At 64.1% G+C, this 25,241-nt stretch carries 27 protein-coding genes; 7 read left to right on the top strand and 20 right to left on the bottom strand.

Going from position 1 to position 25,241, the window contains the following annotated elements; genetic code table 11:
- Window positions 1-66 precede the first annotated feature (66 nt).
- From CI41S_RS22390 to CI41S_RS22370, 5 genes are all read right to left on the bottom strand, one after another.
- A complete protein-coding gene (locus CI41S_RS22390; RefSeq protein WP_139861613.1) occupies window positions 67-1,344 on the bottom strand; it encodes a lactonase family protein in 1,278 nt (425 codons plus the stop codon).
- Between the two features lie 56 nt (window positions 1,345-1,400).
- Window positions 1,401-1,982: a cytochrome P460 family protein gene (locus CI41S_RS22385; protein WP_139861612.1), complete on the bottom strand. Its 582-nt coding sequence runs from the start codon at window positions 1,980-1,982 to the stop codon at window positions 1,401-1,403.
- A 25-nt stretch (window positions 1,983-2,007) separates the two neighbouring features.
- Window positions 2,008-2,622 (bottom strand): cytochrome P460 family protein, encoded by a 615-nt coding sequence (locus CI41S_RS22380; RefSeq protein WP_139861611.1) that lies wholly within the window; start codon window positions 2,620-2,622, stop codon window positions 2,008-2,010.
- A gap of 179 nt (window positions 2,623-2,801) precedes the next feature.
- Complete coding sequence (locus tag CI41S_RS22375) at window positions 2,802-4,208, bottom strand: amidase (RefSeq protein WP_172628139.1); 1,407 nt, start codon at window positions 4,206-4,208, stop codon at window positions 2,802-2,804.
- A gap of 13 nt (window positions 4,209-4,221) precedes the next feature.
- On the bottom strand, window positions 4,222-4,407 hold the full coding sequence (locus CI41S_RS22370; RefSeq protein ID WP_139479840.1) for a hypothetical protein: 186 nt from the start codon (window positions 4,405-4,407) through the stop codon (window positions 4,222-4,224).
- A 236-nt stretch (window positions 4,408-4,643) separates the two neighbouring features.
- Here CI41S_RS22370 and CI41S_RS22365 point away from each other — a divergent pair, with 236 nt between their 5' ends.
- From CI41S_RS22365 to CI41S_RS45025, 4 genes are all read left to right on the top strand, one after another.
- A complete protein-coding gene (locus CI41S_RS22365) occupies window positions 4,644-5,261 on the top strand; it encodes a sulfite oxidase-like oxidoreductase (protein ID WP_139861609.1) in 618 nt (205 codons plus the stop codon).
- A complete protein-coding gene (locus CI41S_RS22360; protein ID WP_139861608.1) occupies window positions 5,248-6,009 on the top strand; it encodes a ferredoxin reductase in 762 nt (253 codons plus the stop codon). Before CI41S_RS22365 ends, CI41S_RS22360 begins: the two co-directional genes overlap by 14 nt.
- A 4-nt stretch (window positions 6,010-6,013) precedes the next feature.
- Entirely contained in the window at window positions 6,014-6,280 is a 267-nt protein-coding gene (locus CI41S_RS22355) for a DUF6510 family protein (RefSeq protein ID WP_139861607.1), read from the top strand.
- Window positions 6,281-6,439: 159 nt separating this feature from the next.
- Window positions 6,440-6,562 carry a hypothetical protein gene (locus CI41S_RS45025; RefSeq protein WP_283813129.1) on the top strand — a complete coding sequence of 41 codons (123 nt, stop codon included), beginning with the start codon at window positions 6,440-6,442 and terminating at the stop codon, window positions 6,560-6,562.
- Window positions 6,563-6,595: 33 nt separating this feature from the next.
- On the opposite strand, the gene CI41S_RS22350 is transcribed toward CI41S_RS45025, so the two are convergent.
- The 10 genes from CI41S_RS22350 to CI41S_RS22305 form a co-directional block, all read right to left on the bottom strand.
- Window positions 6,596-7,594: a formate dehydrogenase subunit gamma gene (locus tag CI41S_RS22350; protein ID WP_139861606.1), complete on the bottom strand. Its 999-nt coding sequence runs from the start codon at window positions 7,592-7,594 to the stop codon at window positions 6,596-6,598.
- Window positions 7,595-7,635: 41 nt separating this feature from the next.
- Entirely contained in the window at window positions 7,636-8,232 is a 597-nt protein-coding gene (gene fdh3B / locus CI41S_RS22345) for a formate dehydrogenase FDH3 subunit beta (RefSeq protein WP_139479844.1), read from the bottom strand.
- 12 nt (window positions 8,233-8,244) lie between these two features.
- A complete protein-coding gene (locus CI41S_RS22340; RefSeq protein WP_139861605.1) occupies window positions 8,245-11,193 on the bottom strand; it encodes a formate dehydrogenase subunit alpha in 2,949 nt (982 codons plus the stop codon).
- Window positions 11,194-11,205: 12 nt separating this feature from the next.
- Entirely contained in the window at window positions 11,206-11,415 is a 210-nt protein-coding gene (locus CI41S_RS22335) for a twin-arginine translocation signal domain-containing protein (protein WP_139861604.1), read from the bottom strand.
- A gap of 28 nt (window positions 11,416-11,443) precedes the next feature.
- Window positions 11,444-12,223: a molecular chaperone TorD family protein gene (locus tag CI41S_RS22330; protein WP_139861603.1), complete on the bottom strand. Its 780-nt coding sequence runs from the start codon at window positions 12,221-12,223 to the stop codon at window positions 11,444-11,446.
- Window positions 12,224-12,342: 119 nt separating this feature from the next.
- Window positions 12,343-12,984 carry a DUF3306 domain-containing protein gene (locus CI41S_RS22325; protein WP_139861602.1) on the bottom strand — a complete coding sequence of 214 codons (642 nt, stop codon included), beginning with the start codon at window positions 12,982-12,984 and terminating at the stop codon, window positions 12,343-12,345.
- A complete protein-coding gene (locus tag CI41S_RS22320; RefSeq protein WP_139861601.1) occupies window positions 12,981-13,493 on the bottom strand; it encodes a DUF3305 domain-containing protein in 513 nt (170 codons plus the stop codon). The genes CI41S_RS22325 and CI41S_RS22320 overlap by 4 nt, the downstream gene beginning before the upstream one ends.
- The gene (locus CI41S_RS22315; protein WP_139861600.1) at window positions 13,490-14,497 is read right to left on the bottom strand and encodes a DUF6352 family protein; all 1,008 of its coding nucleotides are present in this window, start codon (window positions 14,495-14,497) and stop codon (window positions 13,490-13,492) included. The genes CI41S_RS22320 and CI41S_RS22315 overlap by 4 nt, the downstream gene beginning before the upstream one ends.
- The gene (locus CI41S_RS22310; protein ID WP_139861599.1) at window positions 14,494-15,033 is read right to left on the bottom strand and encodes a DUF6505 family protein; all 540 of its coding nucleotides are present in this window, start codon (window positions 15,031-15,033) and stop codon (window positions 14,494-14,496) included. Before CI41S_RS22310 ends, CI41S_RS22315 begins: the two co-directional genes overlap by 4 nt.
- A complete protein-coding gene (locus CI41S_RS22305) occupies window positions 15,030-15,866 on the bottom strand; it encodes a biotin/lipoate--protein ligase family protein (RefSeq protein ID WP_139479852.1) in 837 nt (278 codons plus the stop codon). The genes CI41S_RS22310 and CI41S_RS22305 overlap by 4 nt, the downstream gene beginning before the upstream one ends.
- A gap of 81 nt (window positions 15,867-15,947) precedes the next feature.
- Here CI41S_RS22305 and CI41S_RS22300 point away from each other — a divergent pair, with 81 nt between their 5' ends.
- Both CI41S_RS22300 and CI41S_RS22295 read left to right on the top strand, forming a co-directional pair.
- On the top strand, window positions 15,948-17,918 hold the full coding sequence (locus CI41S_RS22300) for a 4Fe-4S binding protein (RefSeq protein ID WP_139862110.1): 1,971 nt from the start codon (window positions 15,948-15,950) through the stop codon (window positions 17,916-17,918).
- 45 nt (window positions 17,919-17,963) lie between these two features.
- Window positions 17,964-18,269 (top strand): hypothetical protein, encoded by a 306-nt coding sequence (locus tag CI41S_RS22295; protein ID WP_229173026.1) that lies wholly within the window; start codon window positions 17,964-17,966, stop codon window positions 18,267-18,269.
- Between the two features lie 154 nt (window positions 18,270-18,423).
- Here CI41S_RS22295 and CI41S_RS22290 read toward each other — a convergent pair whose 3' ends face one another.
- From CI41S_RS22290 to CI41S_RS22270, 4 genes are all read right to left on the bottom strand, one after another.
- On the bottom strand, window positions 18,424-19,722 hold the full coding sequence (locus tag CI41S_RS22290) for a c-type cytochrome (RefSeq protein WP_430650042.1): 1,299 nt from the start codon (window positions 19,720-19,722) through the stop codon (window positions 18,424-18,426).
- A 452-nt stretch (window positions 19,723-20,174) separates the two neighbouring features.
- Window positions 20,175-20,390, bottom strand: coding sequence for a hypothetical protein (locus CI41S_RS22280; RefSeq protein ID WP_139861597.1), 216 nt, complete (start codon window positions 20,388-20,390; stop codon window positions 20,175-20,177).
- A gap of 158 nt (window positions 20,391-20,548) precedes the next feature.
- Window positions 20,549-21,898: an alpha-amylase family protein gene (locus CI41S_RS22275; RefSeq protein WP_139861596.1), complete on the bottom strand. Its 1,350-nt coding sequence runs from the start codon at window positions 21,896-21,898 to the stop codon at window positions 20,549-20,551.
- The gene (locus CI41S_RS22270; RefSeq protein WP_139861595.1) at window positions 21,855-22,214 is read right to left on the bottom strand and encodes a hypothetical protein; all 360 of its coding nucleotides are present in this window, start codon (window positions 22,212-22,214) and stop codon (window positions 21,855-21,857) included. Before CI41S_RS22270 ends, CI41S_RS22275 begins: the two co-directional genes overlap by 44 nt.
- Window positions 22,215-22,559: 345 nt before the next feature.
- On the opposite strand from CI41S_RS22270, the gene CI41S_RS22265 reads away from it, so the two are divergent.
- On the top strand, window positions 22,560-24,020 hold the full coding sequence (locus tag CI41S_RS22265; RefSeq protein WP_172628138.1) for an MFS transporter: 1,461 nt from the start codon (window positions 22,560-22,562) through the stop codon (window positions 24,018-24,020).
- A gap of 36 nt (window positions 24,021-24,056) precedes the next feature.
- Here CI41S_RS22265 and CI41S_RS22260 read toward each other — a convergent pair whose 3' ends face one another.
- Complete coding sequence (locus CI41S_RS22260; RefSeq protein WP_139861593.1) at window positions 24,057-25,235, bottom strand: acyl-CoA dehydrogenase family protein; 1,179 nt, start codon at window positions 25,233-25,235, stop codon at window positions 24,057-24,059.
- Window positions 25,236-25,241: the final 6 nt, after the last annotated feature.

Here is a 25,241-nt window from a genome sequence, read left to right as displayed (position 1 = left end):
TTGCGGTCGCCACGCATGAGGTTGGGCGCTCCTTGTGGAGACGCCCAACCTCGCTTCGAGGGCCGATCAGAAGCCGGCAAGTCCCTGCGGGCTGTTGTAGGGGATCGTGACGCTGGTGACCTCCATCAGCGAACCGTCGGGCTGGGTGGCATAACCCACCAGCTTCGAGGCGTTGCCGTAGATCTGATAGAGGAACGCGCCATCGGTCGAGATCCAGCTGTCGCTCGGGCCGCTGGTCACCGTTCCATTCAGCCCGCGCGCCGTGCCGTCTCCCGGAACCTTCGGGCATGCCGGATCGCGCGCGATTTCCAGTCCACCGCCATTGATGTGATAGCTGCAGATGTTGCTGTAGCCGAAGTTGGTCGCATATACCGTCCGGTCATCGGGCGAGACCGCCAGCCAGCACAGCTCGGTCGGCACGCCCGCGCTGGTGTCGATCTTCACGAGATCGCCGATGTTGAGCGTTCCGTCTTTCCCGATGGTGCAGACCGAGCAGCCGTCGCCAACGGCGTATCCGATGATGAAGGTATCCGGCCGCTTGTTCAGGAAGGCGAGATAGAAGGGAGAGCCGCCCTTCGCGTCATAGAACCTGGCGGTACCGAGCGAGCCATCCTTGTGCAAGGGAAACGCGGCGAGGCCGTCGGGATCCGGCGCGTTCGACGCGATCGAGTGCATCGCGCCGCCGGCCCGCTGGACCCAGAGCATCGGTGAGCCATCCGGATAGAAGCCGGTGTGCGCGATCGGCTCGTCGAACGTGGTGCCGACCAGAACGAGCTCCTCGTTGGGCGCGACCACGACCATGGTGGAGACGCGATTCCGCTTGCTGTAGGTATTGACGGTGTGACGGTCCGGCCGCAGCTTGAGCTTGCCCTCGGCGTCGACCGTCATCATCCGAAGGTGATCGGGGCCGAACGAGTGCAGCACGAACAGCGTTCGTGAGGACGGCGCAAAAGCAAGCGATTTGGCGGTGCCGCTCTTGCCTTCCACGGGATTGCCGGTGGACTGCACGTCCAGCAATGTCAGCCGGCCGTCCTCGCTGACCCGGAAGCTCGAGACGGAGTTGTCGCCACCATTGGTCGTGAACAGGAAGCGTCGGTCCGGCGAGAGAATGATGCTTGCCGCGCCCTCGAAGGCATTGGGTGCACTTTCCTGGCCGCTGATCGGCTTGTAGACGCCCGAGCCTGCGCCGCCGGTGGCGATGCGCTCGAGCTCGACAAGCGAGCCATCCGCTCTCCGCTCATAGCGGACGATGGTATTCTTGACCTCGTTGGTCTGCATGTAGAGGTGTCCGGGCTTGCCCTTCGCCATGGGCCTGTCCTTCATCGTCATTGACTCTGTGGCCATCTCATTACTCCTTTGCCTGATTATGGTTGGTAGACTCGCAACGCTCAGCAACGCCGTCAGCGTTTCAATGACGGATATCCATCGAGATAGACCCAGTCAGATGCTCGCGCGGGCACGTGGCATGTTCGACATTCGGCCTTGTAGTTGATCGTGGTTGTCTTCGAGGGATCCGCTGCGTTGAACCACGACCATCCCCAGCCGTCGCCCCACAGCGCATTGCCCGGATATCGGTTGGTGGCGTCCTTCACCATGACGAACCAGCCTTTCAATGCGTCGGCGTGGCTGACGGTGCCGGTCGTCAATTCACCGGTCGCGGTCTTGAACACTTCCTTGACGAGCACCGCACCATCCGGAAAGCGCTGGTCCTTCTGAAAGGCATCGATCGTTCCCGGCGACGCATAGACGACGTGAATCTCCTTGGAGCCTCGGCCGTCGTCGGCCGCGATCGCCCAACTGCCGAGAAACTGATAGGTCTGTCGATAGTCTTCGGGCACATGCAGATGGCCCTCGGAGTCCACCGCCGGCCTGCTGCCCGAGATGGCGGCCTGCGCACTCGCGCCCACCGATGTGTGTTTGGCCACCGCCGCGATTGCGACGAACATCACGATAGCGACGCCTGCGGCCTGGATGGTTCGCATGTTGCCACCTCCGCCGATTACGCCGTTATCGCGCATCCTTGTTGTCGAGCAGCGGATAGAACTGGGTCCACACCTCGTCCTTCTTGGCATTCGCGATATGGCAATAGGCGCACTCGTCCTTCGCCTTGACCTTGGCCATCGCTGCCTTGGGTTCATGGTGATTGAAGTTGAAGTATCCCCAGCCGTTGGTGTCGGCGAAGCGCTTGGAGTCCTTCACGGTGACGTCCGCGCCGTTCCATTTGCCGGGGAAATACCCCCGCCCCGACGCCTCGGTCCGCGAACCGTCCGGGTTCTCCTGCGGCAGCGTGAGCTGAAGCTCCTTGAAGAAGATCGTCCCTTCGGGAAACTCGCCGGTCTTCTTGTAGATCTCGTAGGAGCCCGGCTCGATGTACACGTTGTGAAATTCAGGGAAGCCGGCCTGGCCGCCGTTGAGGGCATTCGGCGTCAGGGGAGACCCGACGTAAACCCATTCGTGGAAGTTCTTCGGCAGGAGCAGCTGTCCATCGGCGGTGTATTCCGGTAGGTAACGCGCCCTCGCCTGCGTCTGCGCATTCCCATCCTTGAGCGAACCAAAGAACAGGATCGTTGCAACCGCACTACCTGCAATGACGGCTGCTACCGCCTGGGTTCCCATACGCATCGCTTTTCTCCTGCTGTTTCGGCCGTACGCCACAACGTCAGCGACCGATGCATTCTCGTTCGACCTGGACGGTGCTTAGATAGCGAGCTGATGCAGGCCACGCGTGTCGGCGATTGCTTTGGCTTTTTCAATCTTGACGCATTCGGATGTTTGCGATCGAGGCCGCGGCTTTGCCGCATTCAGCCGATCAGCCCGCGAAGCGACGGCCGCTTCAGGTGATAGTCCGTGTCGTTCTCGAACGCGTGACCTACGCGAAGAACCATCGCCTCGTCGAACGGCTTGCCAACAATCTGAAGGCCGATCGGAAGGCCATCCGGCGCGAACCCGCACGGAATCGAGGCCGCGGGAAGACCTGCCATGTTGAACGGCGCGCAGAATCTGGCCGAGACCTCGAACACGGTTTCGTGCCGCGAGCTGATCTTGCTGATGGTTTCGCCGACCTTCATCGCGGTATTCGGCAGCGTCGGCGTGATGATCACATCGATCGCCTGCATGGTTTCCCGTAGCGCCGCTATCCAGGCGAAGCGCACGCGCTGCGCGTTGATGTAGGTCGTGGCGAGCGTCAGCTCGCCCGCCTCGAGCAGCATCCGGACGTCTTCGCCATACAGGTCGGCTTTGCCACGCAAGCTCTGCTGATGATAGACGGCCGCCTCCGCCAGGGCGATCGGCAGCCATGCGTCGACAATCCCGTCAATACCCGGAACGGCGATCGGAACGATGATAGCGCCGAGCTTATCCAGCCGCTTCACCGCGGCATTCAGTGCGTTGGCCACCGCGGGCTGGATGTCGTCAAAGAAATAATTGGTGGGCAGTCCGATGCGGACACCTCTGACATCGCCGTCAAGCGCTTTCGTGTAGTCGGGTACCGGCACGTCTTTCGTGCTCGGGTCGTGTGAGTCGACGCCGCTCATGATCTTGAGCAGGATTGCGAGGTCGCGAACGCATTTCCCCATCGGCGCCGGATGGTCGAGTGACCAGCTGACGACCGTGATACCGCGCTTGCTGACGCGTCCGTAGGTCGGCTTGATGCCCGCGATCCCGTTGGCCGCCGCCGGCGTGCGGATCGAACCGCCGCTGTCGCTGCCTATTCCGGCCAGGCACATTCCGGCTGCGACCGCCGCCGCGGCACCGCCGGTCGATCCCGAGGGAATGTGATCGATGCTCCAGGCGTTGCGCGTCGGTGGAGAGTCGAAGCCGAAGGCGAATTCGTAGGTCGTGGTGGTGCCCAGGATGACCGCGCCGGCCTCCCTGAGCTTTTCGACCACCGCAGCATCGGCATCCGCGGCGTAATCGTCCCGCACCTTCGAGCCGGACCGCGTTCGCACGCCCCTGACATCGTACAGTTCCTTGATGGCGACCGGGACACCGTGCAGCGGTCCACGATATCGTCCGCTCCTGATCTCGACGTCCGCCTGCCTTGCGGCCGCGCGCGCTTCGTCCGACAGCACCTCGACATAGGCCTTGAGCTGCGGATCGATCAGCAGGATGCGTTCCAGCATGTGTTCGGTCAGATCGATCGGCGAGAGCGACCCCGAGAGTATCGCCTTCGCCGCGCCTGTCACGTCCAGGGTGAGAAGATCGCCCATCTGCACCCCCGCTCTACCGTGCATCGAACACGAGCGCCGGCGGCGACTCCACCGGCAGCAGCTCGGCTCGCCGCATCACCCCGCTCCGCATCGCGACCAACAGCGCCGCCACCTTGGCCTTGTTGGCGTCTTTCACGGAAAGGCCCGCCATCGCGGAGAGGTCGGCGAGCCCCGCGGGATCAATCGCCTTGCTAATCATTCCGTCTCCCCGGCAGCCGCCCCCGAACGCGCGTCCGGATCAACAAGGTCATGCTGGGAAAACTTCAGATAGTGGATCGATCTGCGTCCCGCGCGTTCGCGATTGCTTTGTCTTTCGCAGTCTTGACGCATTCGGCGTCAGCCCCATCGACAATTCATCGGCCGGGTCGCATGTCAGGCAAGACAGTGCCCGCCAAACTGTCACGCAAGGCCGCACGCGAACAAAGGCACCAATCCATGGCTGAAGTCCCCGTTTCTCGCGGCTTCAAATCGAAGCGACAAACTTCCGAGCAGGGCCGCCTGCCCCCCGGACAATATCGCACGACCGATTTTCCGATTCTGTCGGCAGGACCTACGCCGGACATCCGGGTTGCCGACTGGAAGCTCGCGCTTCAGCTTGGCGGATCGCTGGTGCGGGCGTGGACGTGGGACGAATTCGAGGCGCTGCCGCAAACCACGCTCAACACCGACATTCATTGCGTCACCAAATGGACCAAGCTGGATACGACCTGGCAGGGCGTCTCGTTCGACGATCTCCTGAAATCGGCCGGGCTTGAAAAGCCGCCGCAGGCCTTTGTGATGGCGCATTGCGACGGCGGCTACACGACGAGCGTTCCCGTCGAGGATTTGATCGCGGGCAAGGCCATGATCGCAACGCGTTTCGACGGCGTGCCGCTCGCCCCCGCCCATGGCGGACCGGCCCGCCTGCTGGTGCCGCATCTCTACTTCTGGAAGAGCGCGAAGTGGCTGCGCAGGATTCGCTTCATGCCGGAAGCCGAACCCGGCTTCAGGGAGGCGCGCGGATATCACATCCATGGTGATCCCTGGAGGGAGCAGCGATATGACGGCGACTGAAGCGCCTCCGGCGCCGAACAAGATCGCGTGGCAGGTCGCCCAGGTCGAAGCCGTCGTGACGGAAACGAGCCGGGTGAAGAGTCTTGTCTTGCAGCCGGCGCATTGGGCCGGCCACCGACCCGGCCAGCATGTCGACATACGATTGACCGCGGATGACGGCTACCAGGCCGAGCGCAGCTACTCCATTGCCTCCGCCCCGGAAGACAAGCTGCTGACCTTGACGGTGGAGCGGGTCGACGACGGTGAGGTCTCTCCTTATCTGCTCGACGAACTTCGCGTCGGCGATCCGCTCGAGTTTCGCGGCCCGATTGGCGGCCATTTTGTCTGGACGCGGGGCCTTGGCGGTCCGATTTGCCTGATCGCGGGCGGGACCGGCATCACGCCGCTGATGGCCATGCTGCGCCATCGCGAGAGGTCTCCGGGCGGCATCCCGGCATTGCTGCTCTATTCGGCGAGGAGCCTGGCAGACGTCGTCTACCGGGAGGAGCTCGATGCGACTGCCCGTCGCGACAATGACTTCCGGCTGATCTATGCGCTGACGCGCCAGCAACCCGACCATTGGACGGGCCATCGGGGGCGGATCGACAAGACCCTGCTTGCCGACCACTGCTTTCCGCCGGCCCAGAATCCGATGTTCTACATCTGTGGTCCCACGGCCTTCGTCGAGAACGTTTCCAGTCTCCTCGTCGATCTCGACTTCAATCCTCTCAGCATCAAGACCGAACGCTTCGGACCATCAGGAGGGTGACACCATGGCCAGCAACGTCGCCGACCTCATGCTCGACGGTGATCCCGCCACGCAACTCCTCCAGGAGATCTTCACCTTCGACATCACGCTGGCCAAGATCCGGTGCAGGGAATGCGGCTCCGCATTCGGCCTCGGCGCGCTGGCGCTGGTGGGAGATTCGCAGGAGGCCCGCGTGAGATGCTCCAACTGTGAAAGCGACCTGATCCGGGCGTCGCGAACCCGGGAGGGGCTGTTGCTTGAGTTGAGCGGGACTCGACACCTGCACTTTTGAAGACAGATCGCGCGAACGTCGCGCTCTTCTTGGAGCGCTTGCTCCCATCCGAAGACAATTGGCAACCGTCGAAGGCAGCGGGCCTTGGGCTTACGCTGAATTTGTTGTCCGCAGATCGCTCTCTCATATAGACTACGCGCCATCTCTGGGAGCGAGGCCATGAAAGCGTTCTTACTCGCCTGTACAGCCGCGATCGTGCTCGCGGCGGCCGGCTTTGTCGTCCTTAATCAGGTCCAGGATTCGGCCCAGCAAGCGTTCGCGACGACCGGCGTGCGGCTCTGAGCAAGCGCCTGCACGCGATGGGTCGCGCGGGTCCTACTCCGCCGCGGTAACGGAGGGCTGCGGTCGCGCACCGTCGGTGCGCGCATTCTCCTCATCCAGCCACAGGCTGTGGTGCTCCCGGGCCCAGTTGACATCGACGGTGCCGCTCCCCATCGCTTCGAAGGCCCCTTCCATGCCGATCGTGCCGATATAGATGTGCGCCAGCATGACCCCCACGAAAAGCACCGCGACGATGGCGTGGACCATCTGCGCAATCTGCATCCCCTCGATACCGGACAGATAGAAAGGAAACATCAGCTCATATCCGGTGGCCGAGACCAACAGACCGCCGACGACCACGATCCAGTACACCGCCTTCTGGCCGGCGTTAAAGCGATAGGCCGGCGGGTGATCGTGGCCCACGATCCCGCCGCCGCGCTTCAGCCAATCGACATCCACCCGGTTCGGGATGTTGCCGGCGATCCACATCACGAAGATCAGCAGCACGCCGATGGTGAACGGGAAGCTCAGATAGTTGTGGGCATACTTCGCCCACTGCGACCATGCGGAAAACGCCTCGTGGCCGATCAGCGGCAGCAGCAGCGGCCGGCCGAACGTGACGTTCAATCCGGAGATCGCCAGCACGATGAAGCAGGTCGCGGTCATCCAATGCACGAAGCGCTCGTATGACGTAAAGCGCACGATGGTCCGGCCGGAACGACCACTCTGCAGCCGGACCATGCCGCGGCTGAGATAGAAGATGATCAACAGCGCGAGCATGCCGACGATGGCAATGCCGCCAATCCAGCGCAGCGTCACATTGCGGAACTTGCGCCATTCACGGCCAGCCGGCTGTTCCAGCACACCCGAGCGCTGATCGGGAATGCTGACGCGTCCCTGGATCCGGTTCAGCTCCTGCAGCAGCTGCTGCTCCTTCACGGCGCTCGCGGTCGGATTGACCTGCTGGGCCATCGACGGCGCGGCCGCCGTGACCAGCAACAGAAGCGCGCTTGCGCCGATCGCAAGGCGGACGAATCGTGCCAAACGCGTCATAAGGTCCTCCCGATCTTGAGCGGCAGCAGACGATGTCATCGTCAGGACTCGATCGTCTCGCGATAGGCGGTCTTCCAGCCCCAGGCGCCGGAGCCGTAGCCGCGCTTCATCACGCGCTCCTTGTAAATCTTGGCGATGACCTCACCGTCGCCCGCCAGCAGCGACTTGGTCGAGCACATCTCGGCGCAGAGCGGCAGCTTGCCCTCGGCGAGACGGTTCGCGCCGTATTTCTCGTATTCCTCCTTGCTGCCGTCGGCCTCGGGGCCGCCGGCGCAGAACGTGCATTTGTCCATCTTGCCGCGCGAGCCGAAATTGCCGACCTTCGGATATTGCGGCGCGCCGAACGGACAGGCGTAGAAGCAGTAGCCGCAGCCGATGCACAGATCCTTGGAGTGAAGCACGACGCCGTCGGCGGTGGTGTAGAAGCAGTTCACGGGGCAGACCGCCGAGCAGGGCGCGTCGGTACAGTGCATGCACGCCATCGAGATCGAGCGCTCGCCCGGCTTGCCGTCCTCGATGGTGACGACGCGGCGCCGGTTGATGCCCCACGGCACCTCGTGCTCGTTCTTGCAGGCGGTGACGCAGGCATTGCACTCGATGCAACGGTCGGCGTCGCAGAGGAATTTCATACGTGCCATGGTCGTTGCTCCCTATGCTGCCGCAATCTGGCAGAGCGTGACTTTCGGCTCCTGCATGCCGGTCGCGGGATCGTATCCGTAGGTGGTGATCGTGTTGGCGCTTTCGCCGAGCACGATCGGATCGGTGCCTTTCGGATAGTTGCCGCGAAGATCCTTGCCGCCGAGCCAGCCGCCGAAATGGAAGGGCATCCAGGCGACGCCCTTGCCGACCCGCTCGGTCACCAGCGCCTTCATCCTGGCGCGCGAATTGTTTTCGGCGCCGGTGACCCAGACCCAGCCGCCGTCCTTGATGCCGCGGTCGGCGGCATCGGCCGGGCTGATCTCGATGAACATGTCCTGCTGGAGCTCGGCGAGCCAGGGATTGGTGCGCGTCTCCTCGCCGCCGCCCTCGTACTCGACGAGCCGCCCCGAGGACAGGATGAGCGGGAATTGCTTGGCGATCCCCTTCTCCACCGCCGCCTTCTGCACGGAGAAGCCGATGTTGGGCACCCGGAACTGCTTGGCGTCGGGCAGCGTCGGATATTTCGCGACGAGATCGACGCGCGGCGTGTAGATCGGCTCGCGATGCACCGGAATCGGATCCGGCAGGCCGAACGCGTTCATGCGTGCCTTGCCGTTGCCGTAGGGCACGCAGCCGTGCATCAGCGCGACGCGCTGGATGCCGCCGGACAGGTCGAGCGACCATGACACCGCATCGGGCGTGGCGGGGTTGACCTTGTTGATGGTCGCCATTTCGGTCTCGGTAAGGTCCTTGTCCCAGCCGAGCTTCTTCAGGCTCGCCAGCGTGAATTCCGGATAGCCGTCCTTGATCTCCGAATCCTTGGAATAGGATCCGTCCGCCAGCAGGCTCACTTTCCGCGTCGTGCCGTCGGGAAGCTTCTCCTCGCGCTCGATCCCGAAGCGCGGCCGGAACGTGCCGCCGCCATCCATCACGGCCAGATTGGTGTTGTAGAGCAGCGGCGTGCCTGGATGCCTGACTTCCGGCGAGCCCCAGCACGGCCAGGGCAGGCCGTAATAGTCGCCGCCGATCTCGGGATCGTCCTTGGGCGCCCGCATCGTCAGGAAGTCGAACTTGGCCTGGTTCTTCATGTGCGCCTTGAGCCGCTCGGGCGACTGGCCGCAGTAACCCGTCGACCAGCTGCCGCGGTTCATTTCGCGCAGGGTATCCTCGGCCTCCGGAAGGCTGTTCTCGACCTTGATGTTCTTGAACATCCTGTCCGCGAAGCCGAGCCGCTTCGCCAGCAGGTAAATGAGCTCGAGGTCATCCTTCGATTCGAACACCGGCTTGACGATCTGCTCGCCCCATTGCAGCGAACGGTTCGAGGCGACGCGCGAGCCCTTGCATTCGAACTGCGTGGCGATCGGCAGGAGATAGAGGTTGTCGCGGCGTCCCGCCTCCACGGCGAGCGAAGCCCAGGTGGTCGGATGAGGATCGGCGACCACCAGCAGCTCGAGCGCCTTCAGGCCATTGAGCGACTCGGGAACGCGCGTGATGCTGTTGCTGGCGTGTCCCTGCACGATGACCGCCCGCACATTGTCCTTCTGCGCGACCTGGTCCTTTGGCAGCGTCGCCGCCTCGAACCAGCGGGTGAGCGGGATGCCGGGCGCTTCCATGACCTGCTTGGAGTCGAAGCGCGACTTCAAGAAATCGTAGTCGACCTCCCAGACCCGCGACCAATGCTTCCAGGCGCCTTCGGCGAGGCCATAATAGAAGGGCAGCGTGACGATATCGAGCCCGACGTCAGTCGCACCCTGCACGTTGTCATGGCCACGGAAGATGTTGGCGCCCATACCCGGCCCGCCGACGTTTCCGGTCAACAGGAGCAGGATGCAGCTCGCCCGCACATTGGCGGTGCCGACGGTCTTCTGGGTCTGGCCCATGGCCCAGATCAGCGTCGACGGCCTTTCCGTGGCAAACATCTTGGCAACGCGCTTGAGCTGTTCGCCGGGAACGCCGCTGACCCGCTCGACCTCTTCCGGATTCCACTTCTCGACTTCCTTCCGGAGATCGTCGAACCCGTAGACGCGCTGCCTGATGAACTCCTTGTCTTCCCATCCGTTCTGGAGGATGTGCCACATCATGCCGTAGAGCACCGGGATATCGGTGCCCGGCCGCATCCGCACATATTCGGTCGCATGCGCGGCGGTTCGCGTCAGGCGCGGGTCGATGACGATAAAGTTGGCCTTTTGCAGCTCCTTGCCTTCGAGCAGATGCTGGAGCGACACCGGATGCGCCTCGGCGGGGTTGCCGCCCATGACGACCTGGGTCTTCGCGTTGCGGATGTCGTTGAAGCTGTTGGTCATCGCGCCGTAGCCCCAGGTATTGGCTACGCCGGTGACGGTCGTTGAATGGCAAATCCGCGCCTGGTGGTCGGTGTTGTTGGTGCCCCAGAATGCGCCGAGCTTGCGGAACAGATAGGCGCCTTCATTGGTCATCTTGGCCGAGCCGAGCCAATAGACCGAATCGGCGCCCGACTTCTCGCGAATCTCGAGCAGCTTGTCGCCGATCTCGTTGATCGCGGTGTCCCAGGAGACGCGCGTCCACTGCCCGTTCACGAGCTTCATCGGATAACGCAGGCGGCGTTCGCTGTGCACGAGCTCGCGCACGGAAGCGCCCTTGGCGCAATGCGACCCGCGATTGATCGGGGAATCCCAGCTCGGCTCCTGGCCGATCCACACCCCGTTCAACACCTCCGCGGTGACGGTGCATCCAACCGAGCAATGCGTGCAGATGCTCTTGCGAGCGGTCGCTCCGGATGTGAGTGGACCTGCCGTTGCCGCTTTCGCCTTTTGCACGCCGCCGACCGGCAGCGTACCCAGCGCGGCAAGCGCGCCGCCGGCAAGCCCGGACCGGCGCAGGAACGTGCGGCGGTCGAGACCGCCGCCTTGACCGGACAACTCCGCCGCGATGGATCCACGCGAAGCAGATTCGGAACGCTGTTGTGTTCTCTTGATCAGCACGGCAGCCTCCCCTCAACCCGGATAGCGATTGACGCGGTAGTACGCCTTCACATGATCGGTTTCCTTGTAACGCGCCTTGCGCTTCTCAGCGTCATTCTCGCTGTCGGCCTGCGCAGGGGTGATCAAGGGTGTTGCCAGCGTCGCTCCCGCGCCGACTGTGCCGACGCCGACCGTGCGAAGGAAATCGCGGCGGCCGACTGTCGTTTTCTTCTCGTCCCTCATCGCTTCTCTCCCGGACCGGTGGCACCGGTCAGTTGGCGAACGTGAAAGCCTCGGATTCTATTTCCAGAAAAACGCGTCCAAGCGTTCCGACCGCTCGGTAGAATTTGGCGCTTTCCGCCTTCTCGATGTCGGCGAACAGACGTCCCATCCAGCGTGATACGTGCTTCTCGAAGAAGGCGCGCTGCACCTGCGGCGATGCCGCAAAGCGCGTCGCCGCAAAGCCCGCCATGATCTCGCAGAGCGTCGCCGCGTGATCCTCGGGCTCGGGATTGCTTTCCGCCCGCTCGATGCCGAGCACGGCGAGATCGTCGCGCAGCCGGGACAGCGGCCGTTCGTTGAGAAAGCCGGTCAGGTAATAGGAGGCGTAAGGCAGCAGCTCGCCGCGGCCGACGCCGACGAACAGATTGAAATATTCGCGCTCGATCTCGGTTGCGACCGCGACCGTCGCGGCCTCGGCAAGGGCGGCATGGGCCCGGCCAAGCGGCGTTGCATCGCCCTTCAATTGCGCAATTTGTTCGATCAAGGCAGCCGGCGGCGCGGACGACAGCAAGGCTGCGAGCAGCGCGTATTCCTGCGCGCGAGCGGCATCGATCGGATCCACTGCATCGTCCGTCACGGTGGACTCGGCATAGAGATCGGGACGAAGCACCTTGCGCGACACCCCCGTTGCGCTTTCGACCGCAATGACGCGTTGCGCGGGCACCCGGTTCCAGTTCGACACCGAGGGCTGGGCAATACCGATCTTTCTGGCCAGCGGAGCTACACCGCCGGCGGCATCAATGGCGCGTTCAAGGCCAGGATCGCGCACGCCGACCTCCCATCCTAGGGGCCAAGCGCTTGATTGCGTTTGTGTGTGAAAGATTACGGCGCGCATGGCGACGCGGTCAATCGAGTACATAGCCTAAGGCTATCCCCTTTAGTCGCAGTCTACTGAGGCAGCGCGCCGCCGTGCGTGCGGTGCGGAAGCTGTGATTTGTCATCTACGGCTTCCGGTTGCGATGCAGCAGAAGCGGACGGCGATTCCGCGGCTGCGAGCTCGCCGGGCGGTCCAATCGTCTGCGTTGAAGGTGGCGCGGGACCCGCAACCGAATGAGCCGATGGCGCACCGTCTCCGGCAATGGCTGCGTCGGGGTTCGGAAGGTTCTCGGCAGTCTGCACCAGGCCGCCGACGACGCGGCGGAGCAGCGCGTCGATCTGCTCGGCCGAATAGTCCAGCGGACCGAAGCCGGGCATGGCGTTCGGGTCGTTGAAGTCCCAGGCGTTCTCCGCGAGCCCCACGAAATCTCGGATGGCGGGATCGGCGCTCCAGGCGCGACGAAGCGCCGCACGGCTCAACGCCGGCGGAATGCCTTTGCGCAGGAAGGCGGTGATGTCGGTCGCGGCGTCGATCGATTCGATCGGCGGCAGGTCCGCAAGCTCCGCCTCGGTGAGAGCCGACTCGGTCGGCGTTCGGTCGGGCAGTTCCGGCTCACGCGCGCCGGCAACGTCCGTCGGCGCCGGCTCCGCCTGGCCCGCCTTCGCCTGCTGCTTGCGGCGCGACCAGCGCGCCAGGAATTGCTCGTCGCTCATTCGTGGCCGCCTTCGTGGTGACGCCGCGCAAGCGCCTCCGGATCGGCGCGACGCCGCTCGCGCTTGACGAATTCCGACGCAACGTGGTGCTCGGCGATGAACTTTTCGATCGCCTGGTGCAGCACCTCCGGCATCGGCACCGCCTCGACCAGATTGGCGCCGGCCTCGGTGAATGCCTCCCCTTCCGCTGGATCTGCAGTCACGGCCGAGAGGGCATACGGCCAGCTGCCCTCGGCAGGCGTCAATACGATCCAGACACAGGGAGCGCCGGTGGCAAGATTGTCGCGATAGCGCGCGGCTTCCGAGCGATAGAGGTCGACCGTCGCGCTCCCCGCATAGAACAGCGTCGTTCCCTCCTGCTCCCGGATGACGGTCCACGGCGTCAGTTGCGGCGCGTCGGGCAATACGCCGGTGCCGCGCCAGACAAAATCGATCCACGGCGAATCCGCTTTTCGCCGCTCGACCACAACGCCGACGGGAATGCGCAGCAATGGCAGGACTGGGCTCACGTTGCAGCCTCCAGGTGCTTGATCGGCAACCCCGTCAGCAGGTTCTGCGGCTTCATCCGCACCAGCTGATCGGCGGTCATTGCAAGGATCAGATAGACCGGCTCGCGCGCGACGGCATCAACGACCAGGCCGGCATCGGGGAAGGTCAGCTGAAACAGCGACAGCACACGGTTCACGGCAGTCTCGTCCAGCGTCTCTCCATGCCAAAGCCGATCGCCGATCCGGGTGGCATCAGCATCGAGGCCGACATACCAGGTGAGCCTGGCATTGCGCAGCGCGGTCAGCGGCGCGATGGCGACATCAACGCCGAGCAGATGCGAAATCCAGCGCCTGATGGCCTCGGCCAGCGCCGCCGACCCCCGCCCGCCGGCGGTGAGATCGAAAGCAAAATCAAACTGATCGCTGCGCCACCAGTAACTGTCGGCAGTCTCCTCGCTCAAGATGTCGACCCCGGCGCTGGTCGTGCCTCCCAACATCGACATCAGCGACAACACCGGCGTTGGACTTGGCCCGCCAATGACCTCCTCATCGCCGAGCAGCAACGAATGCTCGTGCGGCACGATGCGCTGCGGCCGGAAGAACAGTTCGGCCGCGCGCAGCACAAAGGGGTCCTCGCAGCCATCGAGTGCATTCCGCAGGATCACGTGCACGAGGTGGTTCACGAACAGCGGTGGCAGGTGAACCGAATGCGAGCGAACCGTTGCGAGATAGGCGGCTTCCAAGGTGGGCTCGCGCAGCAAAAGGGCGCGGAATTCCAGCACGAATTGCCAGTTCTCGCGCGCATCCGCATCGGCGATCGCGGCAACCTCCTCTGCAGCAACCGCCCGGCGCGGATCGGCCAGCAGCGCCTGGTGCAGCCGGCGCTCGGCCGCGCAAGCGTCATCCGGCGGCATCAATTCAGGGCGCACGAAATAGGCCTTGAGAAACTCGTCCGTCACCACAAGCCCGCCATTCGCATCACGATCGAGCAGATGGTGGCCGCAGGCTATCCAAAAATCCTTCATCGGTGCGGCCGCTCCTCGCTCAGCTTTGCAAGGTCGAGATCGCCGTCGGTCTCCGTGTCATCCACCACTTCCATGAAGGAGAACGCCTTGCCGTGACGCTGGCCCTCGCGCAGTTGCAGCCTGCGGAAGGACTCGCGAACCTCGCCGTCGCCCGCCGAGCGATGAACCGCGATCAGGGCGCCGACGGGATGCGTGCAGAGCGATTGCGCGAAGGCGACTTCCTCTTCGGCTGCAAGGCGCGCCGCCACCAGATCCGGTGCGCCGAACCGTTCGACGAGCTGGTTGGCCAGGAACTCCACCAGCGTTCGGCAATCGCCTTCCGTCGCGGGGACGATTTGCGCCAGCGTCGACCAGCCCCAGGACTGCACGCCGAGGAAACCGCTGCGGAACGCCGATCGATCCTTGCCGTCCAGTTTCGCCGGATCCCGGTCGCAAAACCGGAACGCGCCCGACACCGCCCAATCGCCCGGCTCCGCCGCCACGTCGAACACGAACGTATCGGACGGATCGAGCGCGATGGTGCGCAACAGCTTCACAGGCGCGGTCCTCCAAGCTCGGGGTCGAACCAGGAGGACGAGGCCAACGCCTCGCTGAGAACGCGCCGATCGGCCCTACTTGTCGCGCTCCGGCGCAGCAGAAGATCGCCATTGTCATCGATCGCCTGCATGGCCTGCCGCTCGCGCGACAACCGATCGAGATATTGGCGCGCAACGCCGTCGAAGCCGTCGACTTGCCAGCCGTCGAGGGCGCGCATCAGATGCCGCGCAAAGCTTTCCGTCACCTGGATCGCACCGGCCTCGCCGAACCCTTCCTGATCCAGCGCGGAAGCGAGCGGATACAGACCGGCATCGCCGTCCGCCATTGCGACCGTCCGGATCATGGCGCCGAACACCAGCCAGCGCGGCGGCTCCTCCTCACTCGCGGACGAGGGCCAGCCCAGCCGGCCGCCACCGACGAGTCCGCCGTCGACACGGATCGCGTCCGGCCAGTCGATGGCGACCTCCTTGTTCGGCGGCGCATAGGCACGCAAGGCATCGGTCAGGGCGACCATCCCCGCGTAGAAGGCACGGCGCGCGGTGCGCAAGGGCTCACCGGGTTCAAGCACGACGGCGAACTCGGCAAGGTCGAACCGTCCGACATAGGTCAGCGTACCTGCCCCACCCTGTTCGGCAATTGCCATGGCGTGGGTGAAGGCATCACGACTCTCGCGCAGCCTCACCAGCGCAAACGGCGGTGGCAATTCGATCGGCTCCGAGACTACTGCGCGCCAAAGGTCTGACGATGTCAGTCGGACCTCCTCCTTCCTTTTCTTCTCTTGTGAGAATAGCTTAATCGGGCAAACGCGTCGACGCGAGTCCGCCGCGATCATTCTTGGGCCTCGTCGGGAGGTAAAGAGCTGGGCATGCCGGATCCGCGTCAGACGATCCTGATCTGCTCGTGCGAAGACACGATGCACCCGGATACGGCCGCCCTCAAGCGGACGTGCCGGGATAGCGAAGTCGCCGGGTTCCGCCAGCTCTGCCGCGCAGAGCTCGATCATTTTCGCGATGCGGCAAAGGCTGGGGGATCGCTGATCGTCGGCTGCACGCAGGAGGCAGCGCGGTTCGCGGAGCAGGCGGAAGGACGTTCCGGGAAACTGGAGTTCGTCAACCTGCGCGAGACCGCCGGCTGGTCCACCGAAGGGCGCCAGGCGACGCCAAAAATGGCAGCGCTGCTCGCAGCCGCGTCCGAGCCAACCCCTGATTTTCCGTTTGTCGCCCTGTCGAGCGACGGGGTGATCCTGATCTATGGCTGCAACGAGGTTGCGATCGAAGCAGGCCAACTGCTGGCCGACCATCTCGACGTAACCGTCATGATCACGAAGCCGGCGCAGATCACCCCGCCGGCGACAACCCCGTTTCCGATCGTGCAGGGCACGATCCGCAACGCCAAGGGCCATTTGGGGGCGTTCGAGCTGACGGTCGACGGCTACTCGGCGCCCCGTCCCTCCTCGCGCGCTGCGCTGGTGTTCGAAGCTCCGCGCAACGGCCTGACCTCGCGCTGCGACATCGTGCTCGATCTCTCCGGCGGAACGCCGCTGTTTCCCGCCCATGACCTGCGCGACGGCTATCTCCGCGCCGATCCGCGCGATCCGGCCGCGATGTTGCGCACGGTGCTCAAGGCGCGCGACCTCGTCGGCAGCTTCGACAAGCCCAAATACATCAATTTCACCGCATCGCTCTGCGCCCATTCGCGCTCGAAGCTGACCGGCTGTCATCGCTGCCTCGATCTCTGCCCGACCAGCGCGATCAGGCCGGCTGGCGATTACGTCGAGATCAGCGCAGAGATCTGCGCCGGCTGCGGGCAGTGCGCCGCGGCCTGTCCAACGGGCGCCGCCAGCTATGCCCTGCCGCCTGCCGACGCATTGCTGCACAGACTGCGCGCGATGCTGCTGACCTACCGCGAAGCCGGCGGTTCCAATGCCGTCGTTCTGGTGCACGATGTTCAGCATGGCAGCGCCCTGATCGATGCGCTTGCCCGTCACGGCGATGGGCTTCCGGCCAATGTGCTGCCGTTCGCCGTCAACGAAGTGACGCAGGTCGGCCTCGAAGCTGTCGTGGCGTCGTTTGCCTATGGCGCGGCAGGACTCCGTTTCCTGCTTCGCGCACGGCCGCTGCACGACATCGCCGGGCTTTCGCAAACCATCGCGATGTCCGATGCCATCGTGTCCGGTCTTGGATTTTCGGGCCGCCCGGTGGCGACGATCGAAACGGACGATCCCGATGTGCTGGGGGACGCGCTGCGGGCAATCGAACCCGCGCGATCCGTGGAGCGTCCTGCAACCTTCAAGACGGTCGGCAAGCGGCGCGACCTGCTCCGCTTCGCGCTTCATGAGCTGCACCGCGTCGCACCTGCGCCGACCGACGTGATCGCCCTACCCGAAGGCGCACCGCTCGGTGCGATCAGTGTCAATGTGGACGGGTGCACCTTGTGCCTGTCCTGCGTCTCGGTCTGTCCCACCGGGGCAGTCCGCGACGATCCCGAACGTCCGATGCTCAAATTCATCGAGGACGCCTGCGTGCAGTGCGGATTGTGCCAGAGCACCTGCCCGGAAAAGGTGATCACGCTGACGCCGCAGATCGATTTCCGGGCCGCCAGGGCTCCCGCGCGGATCATCAAGGAAGAAGAGCCGGCACTTTGTGTCCGCTGCAACAAGCCCTTCGGTGTGAAGAGCACGATCGACAAGATCGCCGCGAAGCTCGAGGGCCGGCACTGGATGTATCCGGCAGGCGAGAAGCGGCTGGAGGTGGTTAGAATGTGCGCGGACTGCCGCGTGATAACCATGAGCGAACAGCAATTCGACCCGTTCAAGGACGTGCCGGCACGCGCGCCGCCGCGCACGACGGACGATTATTTGCGCCAGCGCGACAACAAGGATTAGGGCAAGCAACTATTCACAGAGCAACGAACCTGGGGGAAGTGCGTCATGTCTCTATTCACCAAAATTGCGTCCTTCGCCGCTGTGTTGATTGTTGGCATCGCTGCGGTGATGCCCTCACCCGCCGAGGCGGCACGCCCAACCAAGGCTGAAAAGGTTGCCCTCAAACGCGCGATCGTGGCCTGCAAGGCGGAAGCGAAAGGCAAAAAGATCAGGTGGCTCTCGCGCCGGAAATACGTCAACAACTGCGTGACCGAGGCCATGAAAGACCATCCCAACATGGACGTCATGACCATGCTCAAGGAACGCCCCAACTTGACGAATCTTCCGGTCGAGCGATGGCCCGGCTTCTAGCTAGAGCATGATCCGGAAAAGTGTGAAGCGGTTTTCCCTCGCGACAAACGCGAAGCGTTTGCGCGGAGATTACGCTCAAACAAAGAGCTAAAGCGCGATGATGATTCAACCTCATCTCATCGCACTTTAGACAGCCGAGGGCGACCGGCGTCGTCTATTGCAAGGTTGCGCGGGCGAGGAAATCGGTGAGGGCCCTGCGATCCTCCGCCGATCCAATTCGCTGCTCCGGCATTTTTGTCCCCGGCGTGTAGGCATTCGGACCGACCTCGAACAGCCTCGAAACCGTTTCCGGCGTCCAGACGATGTCCATGCCCTTGAGTGCGTCGGAGAAGCGATAACCCGGCAGCGTCGCGATCCGTCGGCCATACAGGCCTGCGAGCGTCGGGCCGGCGCGTTGCGGCTCCTTGTCCGACAAGGTGTGACAGGCAATGCAGGCCCGAAACACCTCGGCGCCGTGATCTCCCGCAAAGGCGGCCAGCGGGTCCCGTGGCGCGGCCTGCAACGATGCGCCGATCGGCTCGCCGGTGCGCACGTTCCAACGCCTGATCTTGCCGTCGCCGCCGCCCGTCAGCAGTGTTGCGTTGTCGATCAGGAACGCGACCGACCAGACCGGCGAACCCGCATCGGCCAGCGTTCGCGCGATGCTTCGCGTCTTGCGGTCGATGACGGCCACCACGCCGCGAATTGCGGCGGCGGCGATCAACGTCGCGTCGGGAGAGATCGCCAGCGCGATGATCGGCGTGACGCCGGCCTCCACCTCGCCGGTTTGCTCGCCCTCCGGCGTCAGAAAGCGGACCTTCCCATCGGCGCCGCCCGTGATGACGTCGCCGTCGGGCGCGACCGTCACGGCGTTAAGGGGCGCCGGGAGCACGACGAGTTTCGGCGTTCCGCCCGACATCGGCCAGATCCTCAATTCGCGATCGTAACCGACGCTGATCAGCGACCGTCCGTTCGGCGCGAATGCCACGCCATTGACGTTCTGTGCGTGTCCTTCGAGCACCTGCGCCGTGCCGTCAGCAAGCGACCAGACGCGGACCGTGTGGTCCCAGGACGCCGACGCGAGCCTTGTGCCGTCGGGCGACTCGGCAAGCGCAACGATTGGTCCGCGATGGCCTTCGAAAATCCGGTCCGGCTGCGGCCGGCCGGGCGTCCAGATGCCGATCCGCGCATCCGCGCCGGCAGTCGCCATTCGGCCGTCCTTCAGGAAGGCGACCGCGTTCACGGCATCCGAATGAAAGCGAAGGACCTGGTCGGCGGATTCGGTCTTGAGCGACCATCGGATGGCAGCGGTGTCGAAGCTGCCCGACAGCAGGCTGTTGCCGTCACGGGACGTCGCAATTGCCCGCACGGGTCCGCCGTGACCTGTCAGTTGCGCGCACGCCGGCGATGTTTGGAGCGCGAGCAGGACAACGATGCCGCACAGACTGATGCCGGGACTTGCGACCCAACTCATCGGCCTGCAGGCCGGCCGCGGCATGTCGCCCGCGGCCAGGCAGAACATCTCCCTGAGCCGCGTCAACATGCGGAGCGGTCGGCCCGCTTCCATGTTGCGCCGCGTGATACGCATCGACCGCTACTCAATGCCGCAATAGGTCCGGCTTGAACGCGATATAGCCCGATCCTATGCTGTGTGACACGTCGAGGACGTCATTATGCATATACGACCTAGAACGTATCTGCATTTTCTCTCGCGGAGGCGATCACTTCGCGATTCGATCCCGCCACAGAATCGTGACGCGCCGGCTGAGGCGTCCCCGTTCCTCATTTATGTCGTCACCGTGCTGGCGTTTCTCTTGGCCATTCTGGAACTCGACGCACATCGTGCCGAATTGGAAGCGCTCGGCCTGTTGCGAAGTGCCTGTTCGATTCCGGCCAACTTCTTGAGCCCGTGACGGGTCCGCTGCTTCACCGCTTCGATTCGCGCGGGAAGACCAATGACCGATCGTCAAAGTCGTCGGCCGGGAGCTTGTCGGCCTGCCGCCCGCTTTGCATGTCGTGCAGCGACGATCCGCCACCGGATATGGCAAGTCCGACGGTCGAGATCGGGTGTGATCGCGGGGCGGTCAGGACTGCAAGCAGTCCGAGGGCGGCTATGAACGATGCCATGATCAAAGGCTTCATGCGAAATCTCCTGCCCGGCTCAAATCCAGGAAACGCCCGCCCGCGATCTGATTAGTGCGCGGCGCGGCGTGGGGGTATGAGCGAGCTCACAGCCTGCAGGATTTTCTGCATCGAACAGGCATCAGGTTCCCGACGCGGAACCCGCAGGGTCGGTGCGCTCAGGCGAGAATCCCCCAACCGTGCGCCGGCACCGTAATCTCGGTCATGGCACCCTTGCGATCGACCGCGAGATTGCCAGCCAGCTTGTCGAGCCTCGCATCGATCGCGTGCGTGACCGGCGCATCGGACACGCTCAGCGCAACCCACAGCCGGCTCTCTTCATGGAACGCCTCGAACAGCATATCGGTGTTGCGAAGCGCGGTGATGCGAGTCTTCGCCCTATGTAGCCACGGATTGCTCCGCCGCAGCCCAATCACGTCCTGATGAAGACGATAGACCGGCCATCCGAACGGCGCGAGATGGGCCGGCGTCGCGGGAAAAGCCGGACGGACCGCGTCGTCGCCTCCCGCCCGGTGCTCCTTGATCCCGCGAAACGCCTGCTCATCACCGGCATAGATTGAAGGTGTGCCGCCACAGGTCATGAGGACGACAAGCGCATGGGCAAGATGCCGTTCATCGCGCAGTTGGCTCGCAATCCGCGTGACGTCATGATTGCCGACAAAAGTCTGCGGCACGAACGCTTCAAGCATCGCGGCGTGACGATTGAGCGCCCAGGCGAGCTCGAACAGATTGCGATCGTTGAGCGCGCTCCAGATCGCCTTCCATAATTCATATTGTGTGACGGCGCTCATGCCGGCGTCACGGACAATGCCCGCGTAATCGCCGTGGATGACTTCGCCGAAAATGTAAGCGTCCGGATGCCGGGCCCGGACCTGCGGCAAAACTCGCCGCCAAAACGGCCTTGGGACGGCGTAGGCCGCGTCGAGACGCCAGCCGTCGGCACCGCGCTCGAGCCAATAGTTCATCACGCCCGTCACGTATTCGGCGACCGCAGGTTCGTCATGGTTCAAGGCAACCAGTTGCCGGTGGCCTTCGAACGTCGCGTAATCCGGCTCGCGATCTGCCGCCCCGTCCGGCGGCCAGGTCAATCGAAACCATGACGCCTCTCTTGAACCCGGGCCGCCGGCGACCGCGCGCTGGAAGATCGGGCAGTCGCGGCCGACATGATTGAACACGCCGTCGAGGATGACCCGCAGGCCGCGTTGCTGTGCCGCCGAGATGAAGGCTTCGAAATCCGCCTCGTCGCCGAGGCGGCGGTCGATCTGAAAGTGATCGATCGTGTCATAGCCATGGGTGGCGGAGGCAAAGATCGGCCCCAGCAGCAGACCGGAAACACCAAGGTCCGCGGCATAGTCGAGCCACGCGGCAAGCCTGCCGAAGCGATGCGCGACGCCGCTGCACGCACGGCCCTCCTGCTCCGCCCCGACAAAGCCGAGCGGATACACGTGCCACCAGATGGCCTGCTCAGGCGCGCCAGACACCTGAAGACTCCGTCCGTCTGAAAACATCACAAGCGAGATATCCTTCTGAACCGCAGTCTATGGAAGCACAAAGCGCGCCAAATCTGACCAGCGGCGTATCGGCCTGCGTCAGCTCGATCTGCCTTTCCGGACCGATCCCGAAGCGGCCGTCGCCCTGCCTGCTGATGGCATATTGCTGGACCTGGAGCCTGCCCTGCTGCGCGATCGCGCTCCTGATGCGGCCTGCTCCCCTCCCTCTCAGCTTCAGGAGTTCATCGCGTTCAACGCCGAATATCACGGGACTTTCGCTCCGCGCGAGGTGGAAGAATATCGTCCGGTTGGTTTGCACGAGGTCGTTCCACAACAGCCCTGTCGCCGCAGCGACAAGTCCCAATCCGGCGGCGGCAATTCTCCACGATCTCGACATCTCGCACCCGTCACGTCGGTTGAATGACTGCCGTGGTCATAGGCCTGAAATCGAGTTCTCCAGGTAAACAACCTGTCAGACTCGCGCGGATCCGGCATTTCCATGCATGTGGAAATGCATCGGCGCGACGTCCTCCGATGTGCTTGGCGCGCTGAAGACGCTACGGTTCGGCCACTGCTCTCGGCAGAGAACGCGGTCGGCAGGCCTCCGATTGCTGGGCAAGGAAAGATCGGCCGCAGCCGGACATCAAAGGATGCCGGTCACACGGGAGGAGTCCGCCGCATGTCCGAAGAGACGCTTGCTTCGTCGCGCCTCGTCGCTGCCAGGGCGGCCGAGGGGCAAAGCCTGTCGCTCAGCACCTGGTCGTGGATCGGCTATGAGGTTGGCCGCGTTCCCTATGTCGTGCTGATCAAGATCTATATCTTCACGCCCTACGTCACCAAGGTGTTGATTGGCGACCCCGTCATGGCGCAGGCCCTGTTGGCCGGCTTTGCCGTCGCTGCCGGCGTGATTGCCGCATTGACCGTGCCCTTTCTCGGGGCGGCGCTGGACCGCATGGGGCCGCGAAAGCCCTGGATCGCGGTGTTCGTGCTGCTCGAGATCCCGCTCCTCATCAGCCTGTGGTGGGCGAAACCGGACCGCAGCGGCTTGTCGGCAACGACCGTCATCAGCATCCTGGCCTTGCTCGGCTTACTGTTCGCCTATGCCGAGATCCTGCACAACGCAATGCTGGGACCTTCGGTCGGCATCCGGCGCGCAGGCCGCTATTCCGGCATCAGCCTCGGCGTCGCCAATCTCTTCACCGTTGCCATCATGATCTTTCTGCTGTGGGGCTTTGCGCTGCCGGGCAAACTGCATGGGCTTGGCGTGCCGGACCAGCCGCTGTTCGGCCTGTCGCAAGCCGATCACGACATGGAGCGGTTGCTGGGACCGTTCATTGCGGTCGTTGTCTTTGTCGGGCTCACGGGCCTGCTGCGCTTCGCCATCGACGCTGCGCCGACACGCGAGACGCTGGGCACGGCGGTTCGTTCGGGCCTGAGAGACGTTCTGGTCCTGATCCGAAGCCTGCCGCAGCAACGCAACATCCTCAAATTCCTGATTGCCCGGACGATCTACGGCGATGGCCTTTATACCTTGATCAAGCTGGAGGGGATTTACGCGTCCGGCGTGATGGGATGGCATGCGCTCGACCTGCTGGCCTTCGCGGTGGTCAAGATCATCTTCGCGAGCCTCGGCGGGCTGCTTGCCGGTGTCCTGAATACCCGGATGGGAACGCGTCGCGCGCTCATCCTCGAGCTCTGCTGCACGATCCTGCTCCTGGTGATGGTGCTCGGCACGACGCCGACCAGGCTGCTCTATTTCTGGCAGTACGATCTCGTGGCGCATGCACCATTGTGGTCGGGCCCGGTGTTTCGCAGCTGGCCGGAGCTTGCATTTCTCTTGATTTCCTCGTCGATGACCGCGTTCGCCGTCGCGACCACCGCGTCGGGCCGCGCCATGGTCGTCGAGATCGTGCCGCCCGAGCGTCTCGGCTCCTTCCTCGGCCTGTTCCATGTCACGGCCTCGACCACCGCCTGGATGGCGCCCGCCATGATCGGGCTCTTCACGGCCTATTTTCACTCACAGTCGCTCGGCCTCATTCCGGTTGCGGTGCTGCTCGGCATTGGCACGATCGGCTTGCTGTTCGTTGAGGGTGGCGACCGTCACGGTGCGAAGCAACGGAGCGGGATCGGCCGCGCCTGAGCGCGCGGCCCTGGCGTTCGCGCCTTTCCGGTTTCGTCAGGTAAGCTCCTCGGACGAATAGCCGAGGATTTCGCGCGCAATCACGAGGCGCTGGATCTGGCCGGTGCCTTCATAGATGTCCGTGATGCGGCCATCCCGCAGATACTGCTCGATCGGATAGTCATGGCTGAGGCTCATCGCACCCAGCGCTTCCATGGCGCGTTGGGGCCCGCTGCGGCAGAGCTCACCGCCTTTGGCCTTTGCCACCGACGCTTCGAGATTGTTCGGCTTCCCCTGAGAAGCGAGCCAGGCGGCTCTCAGCACGGTCAGGGTCGCCGCCTCGATGTCAGCCTCGATATCCAGCAGCGCCTGTGCGGCGGCGCTGCGGCAGGTCGGGCCTTCGTCGACGTCGACCACGATGCCTGCCTCGGCAAGCCTGTCGCGCGCGAACCGGAAGGCGCCTAACGCCTTGCCGATGCCGCCGGCCGCAACGAACGGACGCGTCATATTGAAGGTCTTGAGCACGCCCTTGTAGGACGCCGAGCCTTCGCGCTCGCCCCGTGGCACGCTCTCGTCCCCGCCGATCAGGTGATCGCGCGGAACGCGGCAATCCCGGAACGCATACGCGGCCGTGTCGCTGGCGCGAATACCGAGCTTCCTTTCCTTGCGAACAAGCTCAAAACCGGGCGTGCCCTTCATCACCAGAAAGGACTTGATGCCGCCGCGGCCAGCCGACTTGTCGACGGTCGCCCAGACGATGGTCCCGTCGCAACGGACACCATTGGTGACGAAGATCTTGTCGCCGTTGAGGACCCACGCGTCACCGTCGAGCCTGGCGGTGGTCTGGATCGCCTTGGTGTCCGAGCCGGCACCAGGCTCGGTGATCGACATCGCCAGCATCAGATGTCCCCAGCGCGCCTTTTGGACCGCGGTCCCGGCGGCGTCGAGCGCAGCATTGCCGAGCGCCGTCGGCGGCTGACGCAGCGGCACCCCGCAATGAGCCTCGCGCTCGATCCGCATCAGCACCTGCAGGACGAGCATCGGTGTGTCGTGGCCGGATCGGCCGCGCAAGCGTTGCTGGATGGGCGGGAAGCCGGAGGCTTCCGGAAAGGATTTCGGCAGAACCTCTTCTTCATGGTCGTCATAGTGACGCGCGTATTTTTCGCCGGCTTTCGCCTCGGCGGCGACACCATCGAGAACGGCGCGATCTGGATCGGAAAGCGAGAAATCCACCATGTCGGC

The organism is Bradyrhizobium ivorense, assembly GCF_900696085.1.
GTDB lineage: Bacteria > Pseudomonadota > Alphaproteobacteria > Rhizobiales > Xanthobacteraceae > Bradyrhizobium > Bradyrhizobium ivorense.
This window is presented reverse-complemented; position numbering and strand designations above follow the sequence as displayed.

What these genes read in the sequence shown, in the direction of transcription:
- CI41S_RS22390 (WP_139861613.1), bottom strand. Translation starts at nt 1,344, where the DNA reads ATGGCCACAGAGTCAATGACGATGAAGGACAGGCCCATGGCGAAGGGC.
- CI41S_RS22385 (WP_139861612.1), bottom strand. Translation starts at nt 1,982, where the DNA reads ATGCGAACCATCCAGGCCGCAGGCGTCGCTATCGTGATGTTCGTCGCA.
- CI41S_RS22380 (WP_139861611.1), bottom strand. Translation starts at nt 2,622, where the DNA reads ATGCGTATGGGAACCCAGGCGGTAGCAGCCGTCATTGCAGGTAGTGCG.
- CI41S_RS22375 (WP_172628139.1), bottom strand. Translation starts at nt 4,208, where the DNA reads ATGGGCGATCTTCTCACCCTGGACGTGACAGGCGCGGCGAAGGCGATA.
- CI41S_RS22370 (WP_139479840.1), bottom strand. Translation starts at nt 4,407, where the DNA reads ATGATTAGCAAGGCGATTGATCCCGCGGGGCTCGCCGACCTCTCCGCG.
- CI41S_RS22365 (WP_139861609.1), top strand. Translation starts at nt 4,644, where the DNA reads ATGGCTGAAGTCCCCGTTTCTCGCGGCTTCAAATCGAAGCGACAAACT.
- CI41S_RS22360 (WP_139861608.1), top strand. Translation starts at nt 5,248, where the DNA reads ATGACGGCGACTGAAGCGCCTCCGGCGCCGAACAAGATCGCGTGGCAG.
- CI41S_RS22355 (WP_139861607.1), top strand. Translation starts at nt 6,014, where the DNA reads ATGGCCAGCAACGTCGCCGACCTCATGCTCGACGGTGATCCCGCCACG.
- CI41S_RS45025 (WP_283813129.1), top strand. Translation starts at nt 6,440, where the DNA reads ATGAAAGCGTTCTTACTCGCCTGTACAGCCGCGATCGTGCTCGCGGCG.
- CI41S_RS22350 (WP_139861606.1), bottom strand. Translation starts at nt 7,594, where the DNA reads ATGACGCGTTTGGCACGATTCGTCCGCCTTGCGATCGGCGCAAGCGCG.
- fdh3B (WP_139479844.1), bottom strand. Translation starts at nt 8,232, where the DNA reads ATGGCACGTATGAAATTCCTCTGCGACGCCGACCGTTGCATCGAGTGC.
- CI41S_RS22335 (WP_139861604.1), bottom strand. Translation starts at nt 11,415, where the DNA reads ATGAGGGACGAGAAGAAAACGACAGTCGGCCGCCGCGATTTCCTTCGC.
- CI41S_RS22325 (WP_139861602.1), bottom strand. Translation starts at nt 12,984, where the DNA reads ATGAGCGACGAGCAATTCCTGGCGCGCTGGTCGCGCCGCAAGCAGCAG.
- CI41S_RS22315 (WP_139861600.1), bottom strand. Translation starts at nt 14,497, where the DNA reads ATGAAGGATTTTTGGATAGCCTGCGGCCACCATCTGCTCGATCGTGAT.
- CI41S_RS22305 (WP_139479852.1), bottom strand. Translation starts at nt 15,866, where the DNA reads ATGATCGCGGCGGACTCGCGTCGACGCGTTTGCCCGATTAAGCTATTC.
- CI41S_RS22300 (WP_139862110.1), top strand. Translation starts at nt 15,948, where the DNA reads ATGCACCCGGATACGGCCGCCCTCAAGCGGACGTGCCGGGATAGCGAA.
- CI41S_RS22295 (WP_229173026.1), top strand. Translation starts at nt 17,964, where the DNA reads ATGTCTCTATTCACCAAAATTGCGTCCTTCGCCGCTGTGTTGATTGTT.
- CI41S_RS22290 (WP_430650042.1), bottom strand. Translation starts at nt 19,722, where the DNA reads ATGAGTTGGGTCGCAAGTCCCGGCATCAGTCTGTGCGGCATCGTTGTC.
- CI41S_RS22280 (WP_139861597.1), bottom strand. Translation starts at nt 20,390, where the DNA reads ATGAAGCCTTTGATCATGGCATCGTTCATAGCCGCCCTCGGACTGCTT.
- CI41S_RS22275 (WP_139861596.1), bottom strand. Translation starts at nt 21,898, where the DNA reads ATGTTTTCAGACGGACGGAGTCTTCAGGTGTCTGGCGCGCCTGAGCAG.
- CI41S_RS22265 (WP_172628138.1), top strand. Translation starts at nt 22,560, where the DNA reads ATGTCCGAAGAGACGCTTGCTTCGTCGCGCCTCGTCGCTGCCAGGGCG.
- CI41S_RS22260 (WP_139861593.1), bottom strand. Translation starts at nt 25,235, where the DNA reads ATGGTGGATTTCTCGCTTTCCGATCCAGATCGCGCCGTTCTCGATGGT.